We start from the raw sequence: 20881 nt of genomic DNA, 5'->3' as shown, positions 1-20881 counted from the left end.
GACGGATGGTGCAAGTCAGTCAAAAACATCTTGAACTCACCTTTGAGTTGCAAGTGTGAACTTTTAGTAATGCTTGCCGTACACCTGCGTTAAAGGATAATGAAGCGAGTGATTTATTCACTAATTGTGGGTGGTACCGCGGGAGATTATACATAATGCCTCTCGTCCCTATTTGGGATGAGCGGCTTTTTATTTTGGTCAAAACAACTTTATGGGAGGATTTAAGATGAGTTTTAATCATCAGAAAATAGAACAGAAATGGCAAAAGTTTTGGGAAGAAAACAAGACTTTTAAAACAAGTGAAGAAAAAAGCAAGAAAAAGTTTTATGCTTTAGACATGTTTCCATACCCATCTGGAGCAGGGCTGCATGTTGGGCATCCAGAAGGCTATACAGCAACAGATATTCTCTCTCGTATGAAAAGGATGCAGGATTTTAATGTTCTTCATCCAATGGGGTGGGATGCATTTGGTTTACCTGCAGAACAATATGCGCTGGATACGGGTAACCATCCAGCTGAATTTACACAAAAAAACATCGACACATTCCGACGTCAAATTAAATCATTAGGCTTTTCCTATGATTGGGATCGCGAAATTAACACAACAGATCCAGAATATTATAAGTGGACACAATGGATTTTTCTCAAATTGTATGAAATGGGCTTAGCTTATGTTGATGAAGTAGCAGTAAATTGGTGTCCAGCATTAGGAACGGTTTTAGCTAATGAAGAAGTTATTGATGGTAAGAGTGAACGTGGTGGACATCCAGTTGAAAGACGTCCGATGCGTCAATGGGTATTAAAAATAACAGCATATGCTGATCGTTTGTTAGAAGATTTAGATGAAGTAGATTGGCCAGAAAGTATTAAAGAAATGCAAAGAAATTGGATTGGCCGTTCAGAAGGAGCAGAAGTTACCTTCCAAATTGACAATCATGATGAGACATTCACTGTCTTTACAACAAGACCGGATACATTATTTGGTGCAACTTATGCTGTGCTTGCTCCTGAACATGCTTTAGTAGAGAAAATTACAACTTCAGAGCAAAAGGCAGCTGTAGAAGCTTACTTAGAAAAGGTTAAAAGTAAGAGTGATTTAGAAAGAACGGACTTAGCGAAAGAGAAGACGGGTGTATTTACTGGTGCTTACGCAATCAATCCAGCAAATGGCGAAAAAATGCCAATCTGGATCGCTGATTATGTCCTTGTCAGCTACGGTACAGGAAGTATTATGGCTGTACCTGCACATGATGAAAGAGACTATGAATTTGCTAAAACATTTGGTTTACCAATTAAAGAAGTGGTAGCTGGAGGAAATGTAGAAACAGAGGCCTATACTGGTGATGGGGAACATGTAAATTCTGATTTTCTAAATGGTTTAAATAAAGAAGAAGCTATTGTCAAAATGATTACTTGGTTAGAAGGGAAAGAAATAGGAACGAAGAAAATCACTTACAGACTTCGTGATTGGCTATTTAGCCGCCAGCGCTATTGGGGCGAGCCAATTCCTATTATCCATTGGGAAGATGGCACAATGACAGGTGTTCCAGAAGAGGAATTACCTTTGACACTTCCAGAAACATCTGAAATTAAGCCATCTGGAACAGGTGAATCTCCGTTAGCAAATATTTCAGAATGGGTAAACGTTGTAGATCCTGTTACTGGAAAAAAAGGCAGACGTGAAACAAATACCATGCCGCAATGGGCTGGAAGCAGCTGGTATTACTTGCGTTATATAGATCCAAAAAATAACGAGCAGATTGCTGATCCTGAAAAAATTAAAGAATGGCTTCCAGTCGATATGTATATCGGTGGAGTAGAACACGCTGTCTTGCATCTTCTATATGCACGCTTCTGGCATAAAGTACTTTATGATTTAGGTGTTGTTCCTACGAAAGAACCATTCCAAAAATTATACAACCAAGGAATGATCCTCGGTGAAAATAATGAAAAAATGAGTAAATCAAAAGGAAATGTCGTAAATCCAGATGAAATTGTAGCTAGTCATGGTGCAGATACACTTCGTCTGTATGAAATGTTTATGGGACCATTAGATGCTGCAATTGCATGGTCAACAAATGGACTTGATGGTTCAAGAAGATTCCTAGATCGAATTTGGCGATTGTTAGTGGATGATAATGGAGAGCTTACTTCTAAAGTTCAAGATATAGAGGAAATGAAGGCGCTAGATAAAATTTATCATCAAACAGTGAAAAAGGTAACAGAGGATTTTGAAGCACTTCGCTTCAATACGGCCATTTCGCAAATGATGGTGTTTATCAATGAATGTTATAAAGCAGATCGTATTCCGAAGAAATATGTGGAAGGATTCGTGAAATTGCTTTCTCCAATTTGCCCACATATTACAGAAGAGCTATGGCAGATCATTACTGGTTCTAACCAATCCATTGCCTATGAAGCATGGCCAGCATATGATGAGGCAAAATTGGTTGATGATGAAGTCGAAATTGTCATTCAAATTAACGGTAAAGTGAAAGCGAAACTAATGGTTCCGGCGGATGCTAATAAAGATGCTCTAGAGCAGATTGCTATGGAGGATAGCCAAGTTAAAGAGCAAATTGATGGCAAGCAAGTACGTAAAGTTATTGCTGTTCCTGGTAAATTAGTTAATATCGTTGCAAATTAAAAGGGAAGAGGCTGTCTTTTTTGACAGCCTCCTCTTTCTGTCAATTAGGCAGACTAATTGCATAACATAGTCATATAATCTATATTACAATGAGAGAAACTATATACACAGTATAAAAGGTGATAATGGAGGAAATAAAATGGATACGATAAAAACAATTACTACTGAGGAATTAGAGGAAAAGCTGACTAATGAAGAAAAGCTAGAATTAGTTGATGTTCGGGAAGACGAAGAAGTAGCAGAAGGAATTATTCCTGGAGCAAAACACATTCCGATGAATAGCATCCCTGAAAATTTAGATTACTTTTCAAAAGATAAAGAATATATCATGATTTGCCGCTCAGGCAGACGAAGCGAAAATGTATGTTACTATTTGCAAGACCAAGGCTACAAAGTGGTAAATATGGAAGGCGGCATGCTAAATTGGCATGGCAAAACAATTTAAAGGCTGATAAGCTTAATATAAGCGAAAGAGCTCAAAGATAAGGTATTATTTACCTTCATTCTTTGAGCTTTTTTATATGGACTTCGTTTATACATAAAACTTAAATGAAAGCTAAAAGTGTCTACACTATGAAAGTATAAGAATAGTTTTTTAAGAAATTAAAAGAAAGTTAAAAGTTTTCGTGAAATTGATTGAATAGTAAGAATTTTGTCTATCCTTTAATTATAATCTACAAAATAATAGGGAGAGGAAGAAAAGATGATTAAAGTAAAATTATTTGATCAAGAGCACGAGAAGGATCTAGAATTACAGATGAATAAATTTTTACAGAAAATAGATGAGAAGAAATTAATCGATATCAAATACAATGTCGCGGCCATGCAAGAGGATGAGGAGGATCAAATCTATTGTTTCTCCTCCATGATTATTTACAGAACTTAAAAAAGAGAAAAATAAAAAGCAGAGTGACTTTATGGAAAGCACCTCTGCTTATTTTTTACTCGCTTTTAGCAACTGAAGCAGCATTGACACCTGCCAGCCTTCCCGTTACAAAAGCTGATGTAATATTATAACCTCCAGTATATCCGTGAATATCTAATATTTCACCACAGAAGAATAATCCTTCCGTCATTTTCGATTCCATTGTCTTAGGTGCAATTTCCTTAATAGATACACCACCGCCAGTGACAAAAGCTTTTTCTATCGGTAACGTTCCGTTTACATCAAAGGTGAAAGCTTTACATAGACCAACAAATACTCTTATTTTATCTTGAGAAATAGTCGCACATGGAGCAGCTGGATCGATATTTGCTAGCTCCAGCAAATATAATAAATAGCGCTCTATCAATAGACCTTTTAACGTATTTTTAATTGCTTTCTTTGGTTCAGTTTTTAGTAATTTCATTGTATCTTGTAAAAGCTTTTCTTCTTTTTTATCTGGAAATGAATCAATGGAAACTTTCACTTCCTCTAAATTCCATTTTTTCTTTGCCTTCACGACAAATTGGCTGCAGCGTAATACAGCTGGGCCGCTAATGCCAAAGTGGGTGAAAATCATATCCATTTGATGGGTAATAATAGGCTTGCCTTTTGGGTTAAGCACACTTAATGCTACATCTCTTAGCGAAACCCCTTGTAAGGTTTTATTTTGAATAAATGCTTCTTTCGAAGTGATAGGTACTTCTGTTGGAAATAAATCCGTTATTGTATGCCCTGCTTTTTTAGCCCATGCATAACCATCCCCTGTAGAACCAGTATGTGGAACAGATTTACCACCAACTGCAATGATTAGTGACTTACAGGTTTTAGTTTCACCATTTTGTAGAATCACCGTTTTTGTTTTATTTTCATGATAGTTAACTGTCTTAACTGGGGAATTTGTCTGAATGGTTACCCCTAATCTATCTAGTTCGCTTAATAAGGCATCTACGACTGATTGTGCTTTGTTAGAGACAGGAAACATTCTTCCATGATCTTCTTCCTTTAAAGCAATTCCCAGGTTTTCGAAAAAAGCGATAATATCTTCATTGTTAAATTCAGAAAATCCACTGTAGAGAAAACGACCATTTCCGGGAATATGTTTTATAATTTCCTCTATTGGAAGCCGGTTGGTCACGTTACAACGGCCTCCTCCTGAAATTGCTAATTTTCTGCCAAGCTTATTTCCCTTATCGATTAGTAATACTTTCGCCTTTTGTTCCGCCGCTCCAATTGCAGCCATTAATCCTGATGGTCCTCCGCCAATCACGATTACATCATATTGCATATTACATCCTACTTTCTTGAAGAAGTATCGTTTTTTTTGCTATTATTTTAGTTTGTATCTATCTTTTAAAGGAATATGTCAGTGACTCATTTATTTAAAAAAGAGGTTATTTCCTTTTATTGTGAGCCATATCAGCATCATGCTTTTTATTAAAAGTAGCGTTTCTTTTTAAGAAAGGGTACACTACTAATAGTGTGTTAGAAAATGTTCATATTTACTTTTAGTCGAATATATTTTATTGCCTATTTTCATGGTAAAATACTTATTTGTGTAACGTTTTAAGAGAGCTTCGTTTAAGGAAGGGATTTTATGTCATCAAAATTGCTTAAAGGCACATTTATTTTAACACTTGGGACTATCATATCCAAAGCGTTAGGTTTATTTTATGTTATACCATTCAATATGATTGTCGGAAAACAAGGGACAGTGCTATATCAATATTCTTATGTAGCTTATACTATTGTAATAAGTATTGCAACAGCTGGTATTCCATTGGCTGTAAGTAAATTTATTTCGAAATATAATGCAATGGGAGAATATAAAGTTGGAAGAAGATTATTTAAGTCAGGATTAATGATCATGCTGGCAAGTGGGGTTCTGTCTTTTTTAGCTTTATATGCAGCAGCTCCCTTTCTAGCCGGGCTTATTATATCAGACGATGACTTGACCTCAACCGTAGGGCAGGTTACAACAGTTATCCGCGCAGTTAGCTTTGCGTTGATTGTCGTTCCATTTATGAGTTTAATCAGAGGCTTTTTTCAGGGACATGATGCAATGGCACCTTCAGCTGTCTCGACAGTAATCGAGCAGATTGTTCGGATTGTTTTCTTACTTGGCGGGTCTGCTATTGTTCTGTTTTTATTAAAAGGAAAGTTGATTACAGCAGTAAGTATTTCCGTTTTTGCTGCGTTTGTTGGAGCAATAGGGGGACTTGCTGTGCTGTTATTGTATTGGAGAAAAAGTAAAGACGAGTATGATAATCTTTTATTATATGATAAAGGCATGCAGACAGATATTCGTCTGCGCTCTATGTATAAAGAAATTCTTTTGTCTGCTGCTCCGTTTGTTTTCGTGGGAGTTGCGAATCCTTTATTTCAGGCAATCGATACCGTCACTTTTAACCGTGCGATGAGTAGTATTGGGCTAAGTTCAATTTCTGAAACAGCCTTAAATATTTTTAATTACCAAACCCATAAAATCATTATTATTCCTGTATCGCTTGCAACTGGTTTTTCAATGGCATTAATTCCAATGATTACAAGAGCCTTTATAAAAGAGGATCATACCGGTCTTGCCACAAACTTAAATCAAACTTTCCAAGTCTTATTATTTATTACTTTGCCAGCATGTATTGGCCTTTCTGTTCTAGCAGAGCCGGTGTATCGGTTGTTTTATGGGACAGAAGATCTTCTAATGGGTGCAGAAGTGCTAAGATTGTATGCTCCTGTTGCCATTCTTTTTTCCCTTTATCCAGTTACCGCGTCCATCTTACAAGGGTTAAATGAGCAACGATTTACTATATTAAGTTTATTAGTAGGGATTTTAATTAAATTAAGCTTAAATATCCCGTTCATAGAAAGATGGGAAACAAATGGCGCTATCCTTGCAACTTCATTAGGGTATACAGTATCTATCTTAATTAATTTGGGAGTAATAAAAGCATATGCAAATTATTCCTATAAAATAGTTATTCGAAGAAGCATTCTCATCATTGGATTTTCGATAATGATGTATATCATAACAGATATTGTCTATTCATTACTCCGTTTATTTTTATCAACAGAGTCTGTTGTAGCTTCTTTATTAATGGTTGTAATTGTAGCTGTTTTTGGAGTCCTCATGTACGTTTATTTAGCTTACCGCTCCAAATTGGTTTATCGCATTTTTGGAGAGCAAGCTTTTAAAATAAAACAAAAACTAAGACTTCCTTTTTAATTTAGTAGAAACAATAGGAAGCAAGCTTATAAATAATAGAAAAGAGCCTTTAAAAACAGAAATAATAGATAGAGGTTGAGTTTATATGCGAATAGATAAAATGCTCGCTAATTTAGGGTATGGAAGCAGAAAAGAAGTGAAAATGCTCCTGAAAAATAAGGCAGTAAAAGTAAATGATGTAATTATTAAAGATGCAAAGCATCAAGTAGATCCTGAAAAGGACGAAGTATCGTTAAATAATGAAATAGTCGAATATAAAGAGTTTATTTACTTAATGATGAATAAGCCGCCTGGCATTATTTCTGCAACTGAAGATACAAGAGAAGAAACAGTGGTAGACATTCTGCAAATAGAGGATTCCGTTTATAATCCTTTTCCTGTAGGTAGGTTGGATAAGGATACAGAGGGATTACTTCTGCTCACAAATGATGGGAAATTAGCGCATCGTTTATTATCTCCCAAAAAACATGTTCCGAAAACGTACTTTGCTGTTATCAGAGGGGAAGTAGGCGAAGAGGATGTCGAGGCGTTTAAAAAGGGTGTTGTTTTAGATGATGGATACCTTACGAAGCCTGGTCACCTAGTAATATTAAAAGCTGGCGAAACTTCTGATATTGAACTAACGATTTCGGAAGGGAAATTTCATCAAGTGAAAAGAATGTTTGAAAGTGTTGGGAAAAAAGTTGTTTATTTAAAACGGATTTCCATGGGACCACTAGAACTGGATGAAACACTAGAGCTTGGAGAATATCGGGAGTTGACAGAAGAAGAAATAGAGCTGTTAAGAAACTATGAAGTAAAATAATTACATGGGGTTTTAATAGCTCCTATTAGCGGAATGAAAGTAAAAACCTTACTTGGATTTTAGGAAAATATCAATCCTTTCCTGAAAATCTAGTAAGGTTTTTGCTTTTTATTATACAAATTTTAATCTTAAGTTCGTTCCATTCGTTTTAGGATGTCATTTTTACTTTTTTTCTAGTTGTTGTCCATTTTCCACGACTTGGACTTTGTACCAAGTCATTATAAGCTAACACATTCAAATCTCTTTGAATCGTTCGCGGAGTAATACCAAATTCCTCCACTAGCTCTTGTGTTGTAACAGTTCCACGCTTACTAATAAACATGTAGACGGATTTGATACGGTTTAACATCCGGTTAGTTGAAGGTTTCAATAAACCACTCCCTATCCTTTTTTCAAACCTTTGGCAAATTCCAGCGACCGACAGCTTATTTGAAGAGTAAAATCTTCAAGCGTATGTAATTTTCTTTTCCACAGACAACCCCTTTTCAACTGGTTAAATAAATAGTGAAATAGTTAATAGAATGAAATTCTATATAAATATTGTACCCCTATTTACTAATATATTCTACATTATTTGCGTTAATTTACAAAATATTTGCTTATTTATGTCTTAATTTACCACCCCCTGCAGGGTTCTTTACATTCATCATATGGAATTTATGTTTATGATATGAATAAAAATGCAAAAAGTAAGTAAATAATTTTATTTCCCGATTTTTATGGTTGATAAACCAAATGGAATAAAAAATAAAACGGATAAGCTTTTTTAAATTTCCTTTATATTCATTTTAAAATCCTCAATCATTCTTCGATGGCTCCCGACCATTTTTTCTGGTAGTTCATCAAAATTGAAATATCGGAGACTGAATGCCTCTTCTTGATCATTTTTGAGCTTTCCTTCATATTCTGAAGTGCAGTAGGCAGTTGTTACAGTGTAAAATGGATCTCCATTTGCTGCCACCGCAAAATAATCTTTTCCAGAATAAACGGATAGTAATTGAAGATTCATTACTTGAAGACCCGTTTCTTCGAAAACTTCTCGTTTTGCTGTTTCTTCTGTACTTTCTCCTAATTCCATTAATCCACCGGGTAAACCCCACACATGTTTAGGATGTTTTCTCTCTTGCAAAAGTACTTTCTGGTCTTTAGTGAACAGGATAACTACGGCTCCAACGAGAATAACAGGCATTTTTCCGACAAGCTTTCTTAAATCTTCTACATATCCCAATTAAATACATTCCTTCCATATGCTAGATTAAATATAGTATAGCTTTGTTTTTAATAAAAGGTATACTATACTTAATAATAATTTAGTGAAATAGGGATTTAAAGCTTTTATTTTTCATATAAAGCGTTTTATGATATGTTTTTCCTATAATATATTTATAAGCTTGCAAGGAGGCAGCTATGAGTTCAATTGATTGGTTAAATGAAGTACATAATCGTAAAGATAGTTTTATTAAGGATTTGCAAGGGCTGTTACAAATAAAGAGTGTGTTAGATGAAGAAAATGCAACAGAGGATGCACCTTTTGGAAAAGGCGTGAAAGAGGCATTAACCTATATGCTATCATTAGGTGAAAAAGATGGTTTTGTTAGTAAGAATGTAAAAAATGTTGCTGGACATTTACTTTATGGTGAGGGGGCAGAAAGCGTTGGGGTTCTTTGCCATGTAGATGTTGTTCCTGAGGGAGATGGATGGACAAGTGACCCTTACAAGGCAGAGATTCGCGATGGTAAAATATTCGCAAGAGGCGCTTTAGATGATAAAGGCCCTACAATGGCTGCTTACTATGCAATGAAAATTGTGAAGGAGCTGCACCTTCCCTTAACGAAAGAGATTCGAATGATTATTGGAACCGATGAAGAAAGTGATTGGAGATGTGTAGATACTTATTTCCAAGAAGAAAGTATGCCTACAATCGGATTTGCCCCTGATGCAGATTTTCCGATTATTTATGCGGAAAAAGGAATTTCTGATTTTGACATCGTACAAAAATACACGGAAGCATCTAGCGATTCTGGTGAAGTTAAAATTCTCCGTTTTTCATCAGGTAGAAGATATAATATGGTCCCAGACTTTGCGCAAGCTGTGTTAGAAGTCAAAGAAGGAGCGCAAACGGAGGTTATTCAACGATATCAAAATTATTTGAAACTTGAAAATATCCCTGGCCGCTATTTAGTTGATAATGGCGATTTAGTTTTAGAGTTAGAAGGAGTTTCAGCACATGGTCTAGAGCCTAATAATGGGATAAATGCTGGATTAAAGCTGGCTAATTTTCTCGTAGAGTTAGAATTGGATGAAAAAGCGGACCATTATTTTCAATTTGTAAAAAACTTCTTTGTGAATGACTCTAGAGGAAAAAAACTTGGTATCGATTATGAGGATGAGATAACAGGAGAGCTGACCCTAAATGCTGGGATTTTGGATTATCAGGCAGATCATGGTGGAAAAATAGGACAGACAGTACGTTATCCTGTCACAAATGATATGGATCAAACAAAAGAAAAATTAATAAAATTACTAGCAGAATATAATTTCAGTATTGAAAACTTTTCGGATTCTAAACCGCATTATGTAGAAAAAGACTCTGAATTAATTCAGACACTAAGTAAGGTCTATGAAGAGCAAACTGGTGAAAAGGCGAAGCTATTATCAATTGGTGGAGGCACTTATGCCAGATCGCTAGAAAAAGGGGTTGCATTCGGACCACTCTTTCCAGGAAGAGAAGATATTGCACACAAAAAAGATGAATATATGTATATAGAAGATTTGTTGAAGGCAACTGCTATTTATGCACAAGCAATATATGAATTAGCTAAATAAAGTTTTATTAAAGGAGAAGAGAAAATGAGAATGGTGTTAATGAATGGGGAATTTATACCAAGAGAACAAGCGAAAGTAGATATTGAAGATAGAGGTTATCAGTTTGGCGATGGAATATATGAAGTAATCCGTGTGTACAATGGTAAAATGTTCATGGCAAAGGAACATCTTGAACGATTATCTGCAAGCAGTGAGAAAATAGGCATAGCTATTTCTTATTCTATCTCAGAATTAACCACTCTTTTAGAAGAGTTAATTGCCAAAAACTTATTAAGCACCGGTATCATTTATATGCAATTCACAAGAGGCGTGAGCCCGCGAAATCATAGTTACCCAACAGAAGCTGTTACTCCAACGTTTGTAGCTTATACTAAGATGTTAAATAGACCACTTGATAATCTAGAGAATGGGGTGAGTACCATTACAGTAGAAGATATTAGATGGTCAAGATGTGATATAAAAAGTTTAAATTTGCTTGGTAATGTAATGGCGAAACAAAAAGCTACAGAAGCAGATTGTTATGAAAGCATCCAGTATAGAGAATTATCTGTAACAGAAGGAAGCTCTTCAAATATATGGATTGTAAATGGAGAAAAGATTCAAACACATGAAGCGAATCAATTTATATTAAATGGAATTACCAGACAAAAAATTATTCAATTATGTGGCGAAAATGGGATTGAGGTTGAAGAAAAGGCATTTTCTATCGAAGATTTAATCGATGCAGACGAAGTTTTTTTATCCAGCACAACTTCCGAAGTTACACCAATCGTTTCTGTGAATAATGTCCCCGTTAAGGAAGGAAAAGTTGGAGAAATGACAAAAAAACTCCAAAATTTATTTGTTGAAGCAATCATTAGTGAGTGTGGACAAATAAGCAATTAGCATTTGCTAAATAAAAATAAAAATGAGTTGTTTCAGTCTGGCTAATAGCCATGTCTCTGAGACAACTCATTTTTTTTAAGAAAGTAATTCAATGGAAAATAAGGTATAGTAAGATATATATTTCTAAAACATCGTACAGATACGGTTAAAATTAATCCGATAGGTTATATAATAGAATAAAGTTACTAGGAGCAAAGACAAAACAAAGACAGGCTGTTCTCCATAAAGTATATTTCTTATAAAGGATGCCAGGTCATGCATTAAGGGGCCGGAATTTAATGAATTTTATGAGGAAACAACACTCTGGAGAAAAAGGCTAAAAGGAAGATTAGATATGAAAACGACTATTCCGCATTATTTTATTGGTATTAAGCCAGATGTACAAGTTATAAATGAAATAGAAAAGATGCGAAAAGAGTTACAAATAAAATTTCCTTTTAAAAGATGGGTACATCCTTTAGATTATCATATTACACTTGCCTTTTTAGGAAGTGCCTCCGATGAACAAAGGGAAAAGTTACAAACTCTTTTAAATCAATCCCCTTTAAGTACCGATTTTCAAATACATATAGATCATTTGGGTGTTTTCGGCCAGCGACAAAGTCCGAGGATATTCTGGGCAGGGATGAAAGAAGAGCAGAAACTGGTTGAGTTAAGAAATCAGGTCTTTGCTGCAAGCAGCAAGGCTGGTTTTCAGTTAGAAACGCGGCCATTTCATCCACATATGACTTTAGCAAGAAAATGGAAGGAAGACTCCATCTTTTCAGAGCAGGAGTTAAACGAGTTTGCATTGCCTAAAAATTTAATTTCTAATATTGATAGTATTCATCTGTTTCAAACACATATGGATAAAATACCTAAATATGAGATAATAAAAAGTTACAGCTTTCATAATCACAAGCAATAGAAACATGTAATATAGGGGGGAAAAGCTTGGCGCAGTTAATCAAATTACAAGATTACGTTTCGCGATATGAGCAGAACATCGTCTTGTATCCATCACGTTTCGTTCGTTTAAAAAAGCAACAGTGGACAGGGCTAAAGAGAGCTTTTGATACAAAAGACAGAAGTCTCTTTTACATAGAGAACCCAATAGAAGACAACTGGTTAATGGAAAAACCGACTTTGCTGGAAAGAGTAAAGAAAACTATCTTAAATCGCAATAAGTTGGAAGAAACAGAAGTGGCAAAAACAAATGATAGCCAAAAAAAGGAAGAAGATGAAGAAGAACTAGACTTCGATTACGATGCCAAAAAATATAAACATCCACAATCAATCGATGAGTTAAAACAGCAATTTCTAAATCAATTATTTGAATTTCAGCTAAAATGGGCCAGTTCTACGCTCACAGAAATGTCAGAAGTAAAAAAAACACTTTATTATGATGATTTATTAAAATATTTCTTGCAAAGATTCCCAGATACATTTTTGGTTCTCTATCAACCGCTGTTCCAATTGAAGAATGCTCCGGTTGAATTGGACACCATTATAGTTACACCAACAGAAGTTTGGTGTATACATGTTCTAGAAGCGGAGAACTCAGCAGTATTTGTTGGTTCGAATGATAAATTTTGGCTTAAAAAAAAGGGGGATAAGGAGAAAAAGATTCTTAGTCCTGTCATATCTATAAACAGAACAGAGAAAATTGTAAAGGGTATTCTAGAAAAGTATGACATCACTTTACCTGTACAAAAAGTAATTCTTACTCGAAATGGCTATGTTGATTTTCCAGCACCACCATATGATTTGAAAATTATCGAAAAAAGAAACTATGAAGATTGGTTTTATAAAATGAGAAATAACCATTCGCCAATTAAAGCAATTCAATTAAAAGCAGCAGAAAGTCTTTTACATTATGGTTTGACGAATTCAAAAAGAAGGTATGAATGGGATACAGAGGAATCATAAGCAATAATGGGGAAGTTGAGAATAGATGGATGTTCATGAGAAAAGGGAGTTGAGGGATTTGTTATCGATAAGAAGGAGTTTCTTTGCCTATTTAGATGAAATGTCATTAATAACTGTTCTACTTCCCTATTCGTATTTTCATGGGGAATCAACATCATTTATATTAAGAGGGGATAAACAAGCTACTAATCTTGTGATTGAATCCAAAGAAAAAATGCAGCATTTCGTCAAGTACAAATGCCGTGCGCATGATAAGATACAAATCGGACAAAAATATGAAGTCGAAGATGGAAATAAAGGTGTGACAGATTTACAGATAGGTGCGGTTATCAGAACACCTTTATTTGATAAGCAATTTTATTATGATGGACCACTAGGTGTTCATTATGCTTCCGATCAGAGCACTTTCTATCTGTGGGCTCCCACTGCCCAACAAGTGAAATTAGTGCTGCAATCCCCAGATTCATCTAGTAAGGAAAGACGAATCGTAGAGATGGAAAGACAAGAAAAAGGCGTTTGGAAAACAACCTATTTAGCAGATTTGGAAGGTTATTATTACAGCTATCTAGTCCTTATTAACTTGGAATGGAAAGAAGCGATTGATCCATATGCTGTCGCTGTTTCTGTAAATGGGGAAACAGGAGTAATCGTTGACTTAAATAAAACCAAAAGGCAGAAACCAGTCTTGCCGCCGTTAGAACAGAGTGTAGATAGTATCATCTACGAAGCGCATATTCGCGATTTAACGATACATCCTGACAGTGGAATTCAGCAAAAGGGCAAATATGTTGGAGTGGCAGAATTAAATACGCGTACGCCCCGAAACAATCTGTCAGGACTAACCTATATTAAAAACTTAGGTGTTACCCATATAGAGTTTCTCCCAGTACATGACTTTGAAGAAATTGATGAGTTAGAGGTACTAAAAAAATATAATTGGGGCTATAACCCTTCCCATTATAATGTTCCAGAGGGCAGTTACTCAACAAACCCTATGGATCCTTATGTAAGAATTAATGAATTGAAAGAAATGATTCATGCTGTACAGGAACAAGGCATTCGTGTCATTTTGGATGTTGTGTATAATCATGTCTATAAAAAGGAAGATTCCTCTTTTGAAAAAATCGTTCCAGGTTATTACTTCCGCTATGATAAGCATGGTATGCCAGCAAATGGAACTGGAGTAGGGAATGACATTGCTTCTGAACGATCGATGGTAAGGAGATTCATTGTGGATTCCGTTCGTTTTTGGATAGAAGAGTATCAAATAGATGGATTACGGTTCGATTTGATGGGGATACTTGATTGCCAAACTATGAATGAAGTCCGGTCAATTTGTGATAATATTGATAAGAGCATCATAATTATTGGAGAAGGCTGGGATCTTGCAACTCCTATCAACCATGATGAGAAAGCCATTATTGCTAATCAACAGTCGCTGCCTGGTATTGGCCAGTTTAATGATCAATTTAGAGATAAAATAAAGGGGAGCACCTTTGATCAATATGATCGAGGGTACGCGCTTGGAAATAATCAATATAAAGGAGAAATTGCTGAATTATTAGCTGGAAGCGTTGGAATCTATAAAGAGGGTGGCATGTTTCTTGAACCAGGGCAATCTGTAAACTATGTGGAATCACATGATAATCATACATTATGGGATAAAATTGATATTTGTTTTCCAGAGGCATCAGATGAAGAGAAAAGGAGAAAACATCGACTGGCAACTTCTCTCGTTCTTCTAAGTCAGGGAATCCCTTTCTTGCATTCAGGACAGGAATTTTTCCGCACAAAATTTGGTGTGGAAAATAGTTATCAATCGCCTGATGAGATTAATCAGTTAGATTGGAATAGAAAAGACCAATTCTTAATGAATGTTGACTATATAAAAGGATTAATTTCCCTAAGAAAAAATAATCGTGCTTTTCGCTTACGATCTGTGCAGGAAATCCAAAAACATGTAACCATAAATCAGCAAGCAAATAACATTATCCAGTATTGTTTAGATGATTTGCAGCAACTTGGAGAATGGAAAACTATCATCGTATTGATAAATGGTAATGATTCTGCCGAGGAAGGCTTTTGTCCGGAAGATGAATGGAAGATACTTGTGGAAGACGGAATCGTATATGAAGACGACTATCCAACAATACATGGAGATAGCCTAATAGTTAACCCAAGCAGTGTAACGATACTTGCCAAATAGTATGCTATTTGGCAAGTGAGATTATCTATTGCTTGAATAGTGGGAATTTAACAAGAGATGTTCTTAATAGGAGAATCCGATATTTTTTTAATAGAAATATTTATTTTAACTGGAGATTCACTTGACTAAAAAATGAAATAAGAGATAATATTTAAATGAGAAACTTTCAATTAAAAATAAGTATTTAAGTAAAATTTAATATAAAATGATTGGAAATATTGGATACATAGTATAATTGTATGGATACTATGTCCTTTTTCTTTTTTATCTCATTAAATTTTAGGCACATATGTGCTAGTTAAAGATTGATAGCTGTACGATGAGTATAATTTACTATAATTGATGAATAGCTAATAACCATTTTTGTTTGTTCTTCCTACAAATTTAGGACAAAAAAGACTCAAACAGGAATTTCTCATCTTTTTTTTGGAGCATAATATATAGTAGGTGAACAATTTTGGAACATTTATTAGGGCAAGATTGGGAAATAACTCCTGCAGGTGGAGAAACAGGCGAAGCCTTTTTTGCACAAAATAATGGACAGAAGCTTTTTTTAAAACGAAATTCGTCTCCATTTTTAGCTGTGCTGTCAGCAGAAGGAATTGTCCCAAAACTTGTTTGGACAAAAAGATTTGAAAACGGAGATGTTTTTACTGCCCAGCAATGGCTGATTGGTAGAGAATTTGGTCATTCGGATATGACGGATGAAAGAGTAACCATGTTACTCAAAAAAATTCATACCTCTAAGCCTTTATTAGAGATGCTCAAAAGACTAGGTAAAACATCTTTTCATCCTGAAATGATTTTGTCAGTCATAAAAGCAGAAATAGACGATGAATTAAAAGATAACGAAGATATCACTCGTTATATCCAATTTTTAGAGGAGAATCTTCCATTTATCAAAACAACAGAGCATGTCGTTTGTCATTGTGATGTAAATCATAACAACTGGCTGCTTTCTGAAGACAACCAGTTGTATTTAATTGACTGGGATGGTGCAATGATTGCAGATCCAGCAATTGATTTAGGCATGTTACTTTATTGGTATATTCCAAAAGAAGATTGGAAAAATTGGTTACATACTTACGGGTATGAACTAACCGATCATTTATCCTTAAGAATGAAATGGTATGTTATTGCTCAAACGATTAATTCCATACGTTGGTATAAGAAAAAAGGCCGATATAGCGAAATGCAAAAATGGATGCAATTTTTACATGACATTGATTAATCGGCCATTTACCTTTTTAAGATAAATTGTTAATTCCATCTACCCATTGCGATAATTGGTCTTGGTGTGAATGAATATGATTGTCTAAATTGGAGGCATTGACACCTTGCTTGCTGTAAAGATGTACTTCCTCTAAAATCGGAAGGATATTTTGATCAATTTGATCATTGGTTCTTAAAGAAGTAATCAATCTCTCGATCTGCTCGCATTCCGCTACAGATCCACAGCAGTCTGTTTGTTGATTACTAAGAATATCGGCTAATAATGCTAATTGATGCTCGTGGTTTATAGGCATACTTAGAACACCCTTTCTATAGGTTCTAGTATGAAAAGAGTAAAATCATTCTTTTCAAATACCAGTTAAGGAATTCACTTATAGGTTGTGAATTCTTTTTTTCTTTATTCAAATGTTCCTAATGTAAATTTATCCTTCAAAAATAATCAATTGCCAAGAAAAGAGTATTGCATCGATGTATAATGCATGATATTGTTTGAAACGATAGTTATTAATAAGGAGTGTCCACATGCGATTAAGACATAAACCATGGGCGAAAGATAAATTAAGCGCATATCCGCAATATGTTATCCAAACCCCGGAAGATTGGAAAGGTAAATGGGATCAGGCATTTAGTCAAAAAGGGCCGATCCATATTGAGATTGGAACTGGAAAAGGTAGATTTATCACAGAAATGGCAAAAGCAAATCCTTCCATTAATTATATCGGCGTAGAACTTCAGGAAAGTGTCATAGTTTCTGCGTTAGATCGATTAATTGAAGCAGAAGTACCAAACTTGAAGTTAATGAATATAAATGCAGAAAAGCTTAAGGATTATTTTGAAAAAGGAGAAATTGCCCGAGTTTATTTGAATTTTTCAGATCCTTGGCCAAAAACAAGACACGAAAAACGGAGACTAACGTATAAAACGTTCTTGGATTCTTATCAATCAGTCCTAATTGATAAAGGAGAAGTGCATTTTAAAACAGATAACCAAGGGCTGTTTGAATACTCTCTTAAGAGTTTTTCTGAATATGGAATGCTTTTAAAATATGTAAGCCTTGATTTGCATAACAGCGATTATGAGGGCAATATCATGACTGAATATGAAGAGAAATTTTCCAATAGAGGCAATAGAATTTATCGTTGTGAAGTGCAATTTAAATAAGGGGAAAAGAGGTTGGAGAGTAAGCTTTCCAGCCGAGATATACCCAACCAATGATGCGGAATTCCAAAAACATTTCGTATCGTTGGTTGGGTTTTATATTTGTTAAAAGCCACTTATTATCGCTAAAATAAAAGTTAAGATAATTGATTAACATCAAGAATTCTGCCTGTCTCACTATCTGAAATGAATTCATATACTTCTTGGGTATCACCATTCAAGCGCGTGATACCACCTCTATAAACAGTAAGGGAAGATTCGCGCGTATGAAGTATTTCTTTCTCCATATTTATCCAAGATCCATTAATCGGTCCCTTTTCTTTAAAAGCTGTTTTAGCTAAAGATAAGACCTGGTCACCCGAAAGACTACTATTTTTAGCAATGACTTCTTTTACGATATAGCTTGCGGCTAGTCCTGCCACAACACCGCCTATGATATGTTTCCAATTCATAATAGAACTCCTTATTTTTTGTGTCGTATTTTCTTGTATTAGGCTAAGTACTTCAAACTACAAAAAAGTAGATATTGTTATTATAACTAATTTATATCATAGAAGAAATGATTAGCCGACTTCTTCCTGAAAACTGGTTCTAAGTTTTAAATTGGATAATTTCTAATTGGGTAGAGGAAAGTAGTGGTATGCAGTTAGATATTTCGGTACAATAAATATATTATTAAAATACATAGTTATTAAAGGGGTTTAACTAGAATGGAACAACAAACATTAGATATGTTCCGAACATTAACGGAACTTCCGGGAGTAGCTGGAAATGAACATCAAGTTCGAAAATTTATGAAAGAACAATTAAGTCTTTATACAAATGAAATCGTGCAAGATAACCTTGGCAGTATCTTTGGGGTAAAAAGAGGAACGGAAAATGGACCAACAGTTATGGTTGCCGGACATATGGATGAGGTTGGTTTTATGGTTACAGCAATCACGGATAACGGAATGATTCGTTTTCAGCCTATCGGTGGCTGGTGGAGTCAAGTCCTTTTAGCACAAAGAGTACAGATTATAACTAATAAAGGACCTGTTATTGGGGTAATCGGTTCGATTCCTCCACATCTATTGGACGAAGCCTTAAGAAGTAAACCAATGGATATAAAAAATATGCTGATCGATATCGGAGCGGATGATAAGGAAGATGCATTGAAAATTGGGATTAAGCCTGGTCAAATGATTGTGCCAATTTGTCCATTTACGCCAATGGCTAATGAAAAGAAAATTATGGCAAAAGCATGGGATAATCGTTATGGTTGTGGTTTAGCGATTGAATTGTTAAAGAATCTTCAAGAAGAGGAGATTCCAAATATCTTATATTCTGGGGCTACTGTGCAAGAGGAAGTAGGTCTTAGAGGAGCTAGAACTGCAGCTAATATGATTAAGCCAGATGTATTTTATGCTTTAGACGCAAGTCCTGCAAATGATGCATCAGGTGATAAAAACCAATTTGGTCAGCTTGGAAAAGGAGCATTGTTACGCATTTATGATGCAACGATGGTTATGCATAAAGGGATGAGAGAATTTATTTTAGATACAGCGGAATCTAATAATATTGCCTATCAGTACTTTATTTCACCAGGCGGAACGGATGCGGGACAGGTTCATATTTCAAATAATGGTGTACCTAGTGCTGTTATTGGCATATGCTCACGTTATATTCATACAAGTGCTTCTATTATCCACATCGATGATTATGCGGCTGCAAAAGAACTGTTAACTAAATTAGTAAAAACGACGGATCATACAACCATTGAAACACTACGTGCAAATCAATAAAAAACAAAACTATTTTATAGATAATTCATCTTAAAAAATTTAATTAAAGGTATCTCCAATACGATTGGTATATGTGAGATACCTTTTTTATAAACTGTTTGGTCATTATATTAGGAGTGAAGCAAAGTGAAAGTTTGTATTGGCACCAATAATAAAGCAAAAGTAAAAGCAGTAAAAAACTGTTTAGAAAAAGATATGACTATAGAGTTTGCTACATTTAATGTGAGCTCTGGGGTAAGCGAACAGCCATTTTCAGATGAGGAAACGATCAAAGGAGCCATTAACCGAGCGAAGGCTGCATTGCAGGAAGGAGCCGGCGAGATAGGGATTGGCTTAGAAGGAGGCGTCCACCGAACAAATGGTATTCTCTTTTTAACTAATTGGGGAGCGCTTGTTGGGAGGGATGGAACCACCTATATAGCTAGTGGAGCAAGAATTCCACTACCAAAGGAAATTGAAACAAAACTAGTTGCAGGAAGAGAACTAGGTCCGGTTATGGATGAATATGCCCAAAAGGAAAATGTTCGCTCAACAGAAGGTGCTATAGGAATATTCACAAACGGCAGAATTAATAGGACTGCTATGTTTGAACATGTTGTTGAATTGCTTCTAGGTCAACTGGAATATCAAGGAAAATAAGAGCTAGAGGAACTTTGGAAATTAGCTGAATTTAAATAGAAAAAGCTTTCCTATTAAGTGATAAAAATGTAGCAATAGGAAAGCATATTAGTAGTGAGGAACCTATAATTCTGATACTATTTATGAAAGGGTACATATTATGAAGGGGGCATTTACATTGAAACATTTACAATCAGCAGACGAATTTGCAGAGCTTAAAAATAGTCCAGAGAAACATATATTTCTTTTTTCAGCAGAATGGTGTGGAGACTGTCGATTTATCGAACCATTTATGTCAGAAGTAGAAGCGAAATTTGATCAATATACATTTATACATGTTGATCGCGATAAATTTATTGATACTTGTATAGAACTAGATGTATTTGGTATTCCAAGCTTTATCGCTTTTGAGGGCGGGAAAGAACTTGGCAGATTTGTAAGCAAGGATCGAAAAACACAGGAAGAAATTGAAAAGTTCATTGAATCTTTATAGAGAAAACAATAGGCGATAGAATGATTTATCCTATTCTCAACACAAGTAAGGATAGTCAAGGCTTATTTAGTCAGTAGAGAATTTTTTTCTTTATTTTGCTGTAATATGTAAAAATAAACGTTTATCTTATAGAAGGTTGTCTCCTATATAAAATGTAGCTTGGAAAGGGACGT

The 20881-nt window shown here is 35.1% G+C and carries 20 protein-coding genes and 1 other annotated feature (1 of these 21 running past the window's edge); of the genes, 15 read left to right on the top strand and 5 right to left on the bottom strand.

Annotated features, from left to right (window positions below; translation table 11 throughout):
* Positions 1-173 (top strand) — a binding site (T-box leader); it begins 52 nt to the left of the window's first position.
* A gap of 53 nt (positions 174-226) precedes the next feature.
* The 3 genes from leuS to MHH96_RS23395 all read left to right on the top strand — a co-directional run bounded on the left by leuS (position 227) and on the right by MHH96_RS23395 (position 3533).
* The gene (gene leuS / locus MHH96_RS23405) at positions 227-2647 is read left to right on the top strand and encodes a leucine--tRNA ligase (RefSeq protein ID WP_061798768.1); all 2421 of its coding nucleotides are present in this window, start codon (positions 227-229) and stop codon (positions 2645-2647) included.
* Positions 2648-2786: 139 nt separating this feature from the next.
* The gene (locus MHH96_RS23400; RefSeq protein ID WP_047944514.1) at positions 2787-3092 is read left to right on the top strand and encodes a rhodanese-like domain-containing protein; all 306 of its coding nucleotides are present in this window, start codon (positions 2787-2789) and stop codon (positions 3090-3092) included.
* Positions 3093-3350: 258 nt separating this feature from the next.
* Complete coding sequence (locus tag MHH96_RS23395) at positions 3351-3533, top strand: sporulation protein Cse60 (RefSeq protein WP_047944513.1); 183 nt, start codon at positions 3351-3353, stop codon at positions 3531-3533.
* Between the two features lie 55 nt (positions 3534-3588).
* Here MHH96_RS23395 and MHH96_RS23390 read toward each other — a convergent pair whose 3' ends face one another.
* Positions 3589-4857: a BaiN/RdsA family NAD(P)/FAD-dependent oxidoreductase gene (locus tag MHH96_RS23390; RefSeq protein ID WP_047944512.1), complete on the bottom strand. Its 1269-nt coding sequence runs from the start codon at positions 4855-4857 to the stop codon at positions 3589-3591.
* Between the two features lie 309 nt (positions 4858-5166).
* Between MHH96_RS23390 and MHH96_RS23385 the strand changes: the two genes are divergently transcribed.
* Entirely contained in the window at positions 5167-6792 is a 1626-nt protein-coding gene (locus MHH96_RS23385; RefSeq protein WP_047944511.1) for a putative polysaccharide biosynthesis protein, read from the top strand.
* An 85-nt stretch (positions 6793-6877) separates the two neighbouring features.
* Positions 6878-7597, top strand: coding sequence for a pseudouridine synthase (locus MHH96_RS23380; protein WP_047944510.1), 720 nt, complete (start codon positions 6878-6880; stop codon positions 7595-7597).
* A gap of 148 nt (positions 7598-7745) precedes the next feature.
* On the opposite strand, the gene MHH96_RS23375 is transcribed toward MHH96_RS23380, so the two are convergent.
* Together MHH96_RS23375 and MHH96_RS23370 are read right to left on the bottom strand one after the other, a co-directional pair.
* Entirely contained in the window at positions 7746-7967 is a 222-nt protein-coding gene (locus MHH96_RS23375) for a DeoR family transcriptional regulator (protein WP_016202849.1), read from the bottom strand.
* 396 nt (positions 7968-8363) lie between these two features.
* Positions 8364-8825 carry an NUDIX hydrolase gene (locus MHH96_RS23370; protein WP_047944509.1) on the bottom strand — a complete coding sequence of 154 codons (462 nt, stop codon included), beginning with the start codon at positions 8823-8825 and terminating at the stop codon, positions 8364-8366.
* 179 nt (positions 8826-9004) lie between these two features.
* On the opposite strand from MHH96_RS23370, the gene pepV reads away from it, so the two are divergent.
* From pepV to MHH96_RS23340, 6 genes are all read left to right on the top strand, one after another.
* A complete protein-coding gene (pepV, locus tag MHH96_RS23365) occupies positions 9005-10423 on the top strand; it encodes a dipeptidase PepV (RefSeq protein ID WP_144581414.1) in 1419 nt (472 codons plus the stop codon).
* 24 nt (positions 10424-10447) lie between these two features.
* Complete coding sequence (gene dat, locus MHH96_RS23360) at positions 10448-11308, top strand: D-amino-acid transaminase (protein ID WP_328283644.1); 861 nt, start codon at positions 10448-10450, stop codon at positions 11306-11308.
* Positions 11309-11642: 334 nt separating this feature from the next.
* Positions 11643-12215 carry an RNA 2',3'-cyclic phosphodiesterase gene (gene thpR / locus MHH96_RS23355; RefSeq protein WP_047944506.1) on the top strand — a complete coding sequence of 191 codons (573 nt, stop codon included), beginning with the start codon at positions 11643-11645 and terminating at the stop codon, positions 12213-12215.
* A 26-nt stretch (positions 12216-12241) separates the two neighbouring features.
* Complete coding sequence (locus MHH96_RS23350; RefSeq protein ID WP_047944505.1) at positions 12242-13216, top strand: nuclease-related domain-containing protein; 975 nt, start codon at positions 12242-12244, stop codon at positions 13214-13216.
* Positions 13217-13274: 58 nt separating this feature from the next.
* On the top strand, positions 13275-15422 hold the full coding sequence (gene pulA / locus MHH96_RS23345; RefSeq protein ID WP_047944528.1) for a type I pullulanase: 2148 nt from the start codon (positions 13275-13277) through the stop codon (positions 15420-15422).
* A gap of 457 nt (positions 15423-15879) precedes the next feature.
* The gene (locus MHH96_RS23340; protein WP_047944504.1) at positions 15880-16653 is read left to right on the top strand and encodes a phosphotransferase family protein; all 774 of its coding nucleotides are present in this window, start codon (positions 15880-15882) and stop codon (positions 16651-16653) included.
* 16 nt (positions 16654-16669) lie between these two features.
* Here MHH96_RS23340 and MHH96_RS23335 read toward each other — a convergent pair whose 3' ends face one another.
* The gene (locus MHH96_RS23335) at positions 16670-16948 is read right to left on the bottom strand and encodes a YtzH-like family protein (RefSeq protein WP_047944503.1); all 279 of its coding nucleotides are present in this window, start codon (positions 16946-16948) and stop codon (positions 16670-16672) included.
* A gap of 229 nt (positions 16949-17177) precedes the next feature.
* Between MHH96_RS23335 and trmB the strand changes: the two genes are divergently transcribed.
* Positions 17178-17816, top strand: a complete 639-nt coding sequence (gene trmB / locus MHH96_RS23330) for a tRNA (guanosine(46)-N7)-methyltransferase TrmB (protein WP_047944502.1) — start codon at positions 17178-17180, stop codon at positions 17814-17816.
* A gap of 134 nt (positions 17817-17950) precedes the next feature.
* Here trmB and MHH96_RS23325 read toward each other — a convergent pair whose 3' ends face one another.
* Complete coding sequence (locus MHH96_RS23325; protein ID WP_047944501.1) at positions 17951-18265, bottom strand: PepSY domain-containing protein; 315 nt, start codon at positions 18263-18265, stop codon at positions 17951-17953.
* A gap of 258 nt (positions 18266-18523) precedes the next feature.
* On the opposite strand from MHH96_RS23325, the gene MHH96_RS23320 reads away from it, so the two are divergent.
* The 3 genes from MHH96_RS23320 to MHH96_RS23310 all read left to right on the top strand — a co-directional run bounded on the left by MHH96_RS23320 (position 18524) and on the right by MHH96_RS23310 (position 20708).
* Positions 18524-19597 (top strand): M42 family metallopeptidase, encoded by a 1074-nt coding sequence (locus MHH96_RS23320; protein ID WP_047944500.1) that lies wholly within the window; start codon positions 18524-18526, stop codon positions 19595-19597.
* 126 nt (positions 19598-19723) lie between these two features.
* Positions 19724-20236 carry a DUF84 family protein gene (locus MHH96_RS23315; protein WP_047944499.1) on the top strand — a complete coding sequence of 171 codons (513 nt, stop codon included), beginning with the start codon at positions 19724-19726 and terminating at the stop codon, positions 20234-20236.
* A gap of 157 nt (positions 20237-20393) precedes the next feature.
* Entirely contained in the window at positions 20394-20708 is a 315-nt protein-coding gene (locus MHH96_RS23310) for a thioredoxin family protein (protein WP_047944498.1), read from the top strand.
* Positions 20709-20881 lie beyond the last annotated feature (173 nt).

Origin of the sequence: Niallia sp. FSL K6-0212 (genome assembly GCF_038007605.1) — a bacterium.
GTDB classification, from domain to species: domain Bacteria; phylum Bacillota; class Bacilli; order Bacillales; family Cytobacillaceae; genus Niallia; species Niallia circulans.
The sequence above is the reverse complement of the archived record's forward strand: the minus strand, read 5'-3'. Positions and strand labels throughout refer to the sequence as shown.

Coding starts and splice junctions, on each gene's coding strand:
- leuS (WP_061798768.1), top strand. CDS start 227: ATGAGTTTTAATCATCAGAAAATAGAACAGAAATGGCAAAAGTTTTGG.
- MHH96_RS23400 (WP_047944514.1), top strand. CDS start 2,787: ATGGATACGATAAAAACAATTACTACTGAGGAATTAGAGGAAAAGCTG.
- MHH96_RS23395 (WP_047944513.1), top strand. CDS start 3,351: ATGATTAAAGTAAAATTATTTGATCAAGAGCACGAGAAGGATCTAGAA.
- MHH96_RS23390 (WP_047944512.1), bottom strand. CDS start 4,857: ATGCAATATGATGTAATCGTGATTGGCGGAGGACCATCAGGATTAATG.
- MHH96_RS23385 (WP_047944511.1), top strand. CDS start 5,167: ATGTCATCAAAATTGCTTAAAGGCACATTTATTTTAACACTTGGGACT.
- MHH96_RS23380 (WP_047944510.1), top strand. CDS start 6,878: ATGCGAATAGATAAAATGCTCGCTAATTTAGGGTATGGAAGCAGAAAA.
- pepV (WP_144581414.1), top strand. CDS start 9,005: ATGAGTTCAATTGATTGGTTAAATGAAGTACATAATCGTAAAGATAGT.
- dat (WP_328283644.1), top strand. CDS start 10,448: ATGAGAATGGTGTTAATGAATGGGGAATTTATACCAAGAGAACAAGCG.
- thpR (WP_047944506.1), top strand. CDS start 11,643: ATGAAAACGACTATTCCGCATTATTTTATTGGTATTAAGCCAGATGTA.
- MHH96_RS23335 (WP_047944503.1), bottom strand. CDS start 16,948: ATGCCTATAAACCACGAGCATCAATTAGCATTATTAGCCGATATTCTT.
- trmB (WP_047944502.1), top strand. CDS start 17,178: ATGCGATTAAGACATAAACCATGGGCGAAAGATAAATTAAGCGCATAT.
- MHH96_RS23325 (WP_047944501.1), bottom strand. CDS start 18,265: ATGAATTGGAAACATATCATAGGCGGTGTTGTGGCAGGACTAGCCGCA.
- MHH96_RS23320 (WP_047944500.1), top strand. CDS start 18,524: ATGGAACAACAAACATTAGATATGTTCCGAACATTAACGGAACTTCCG.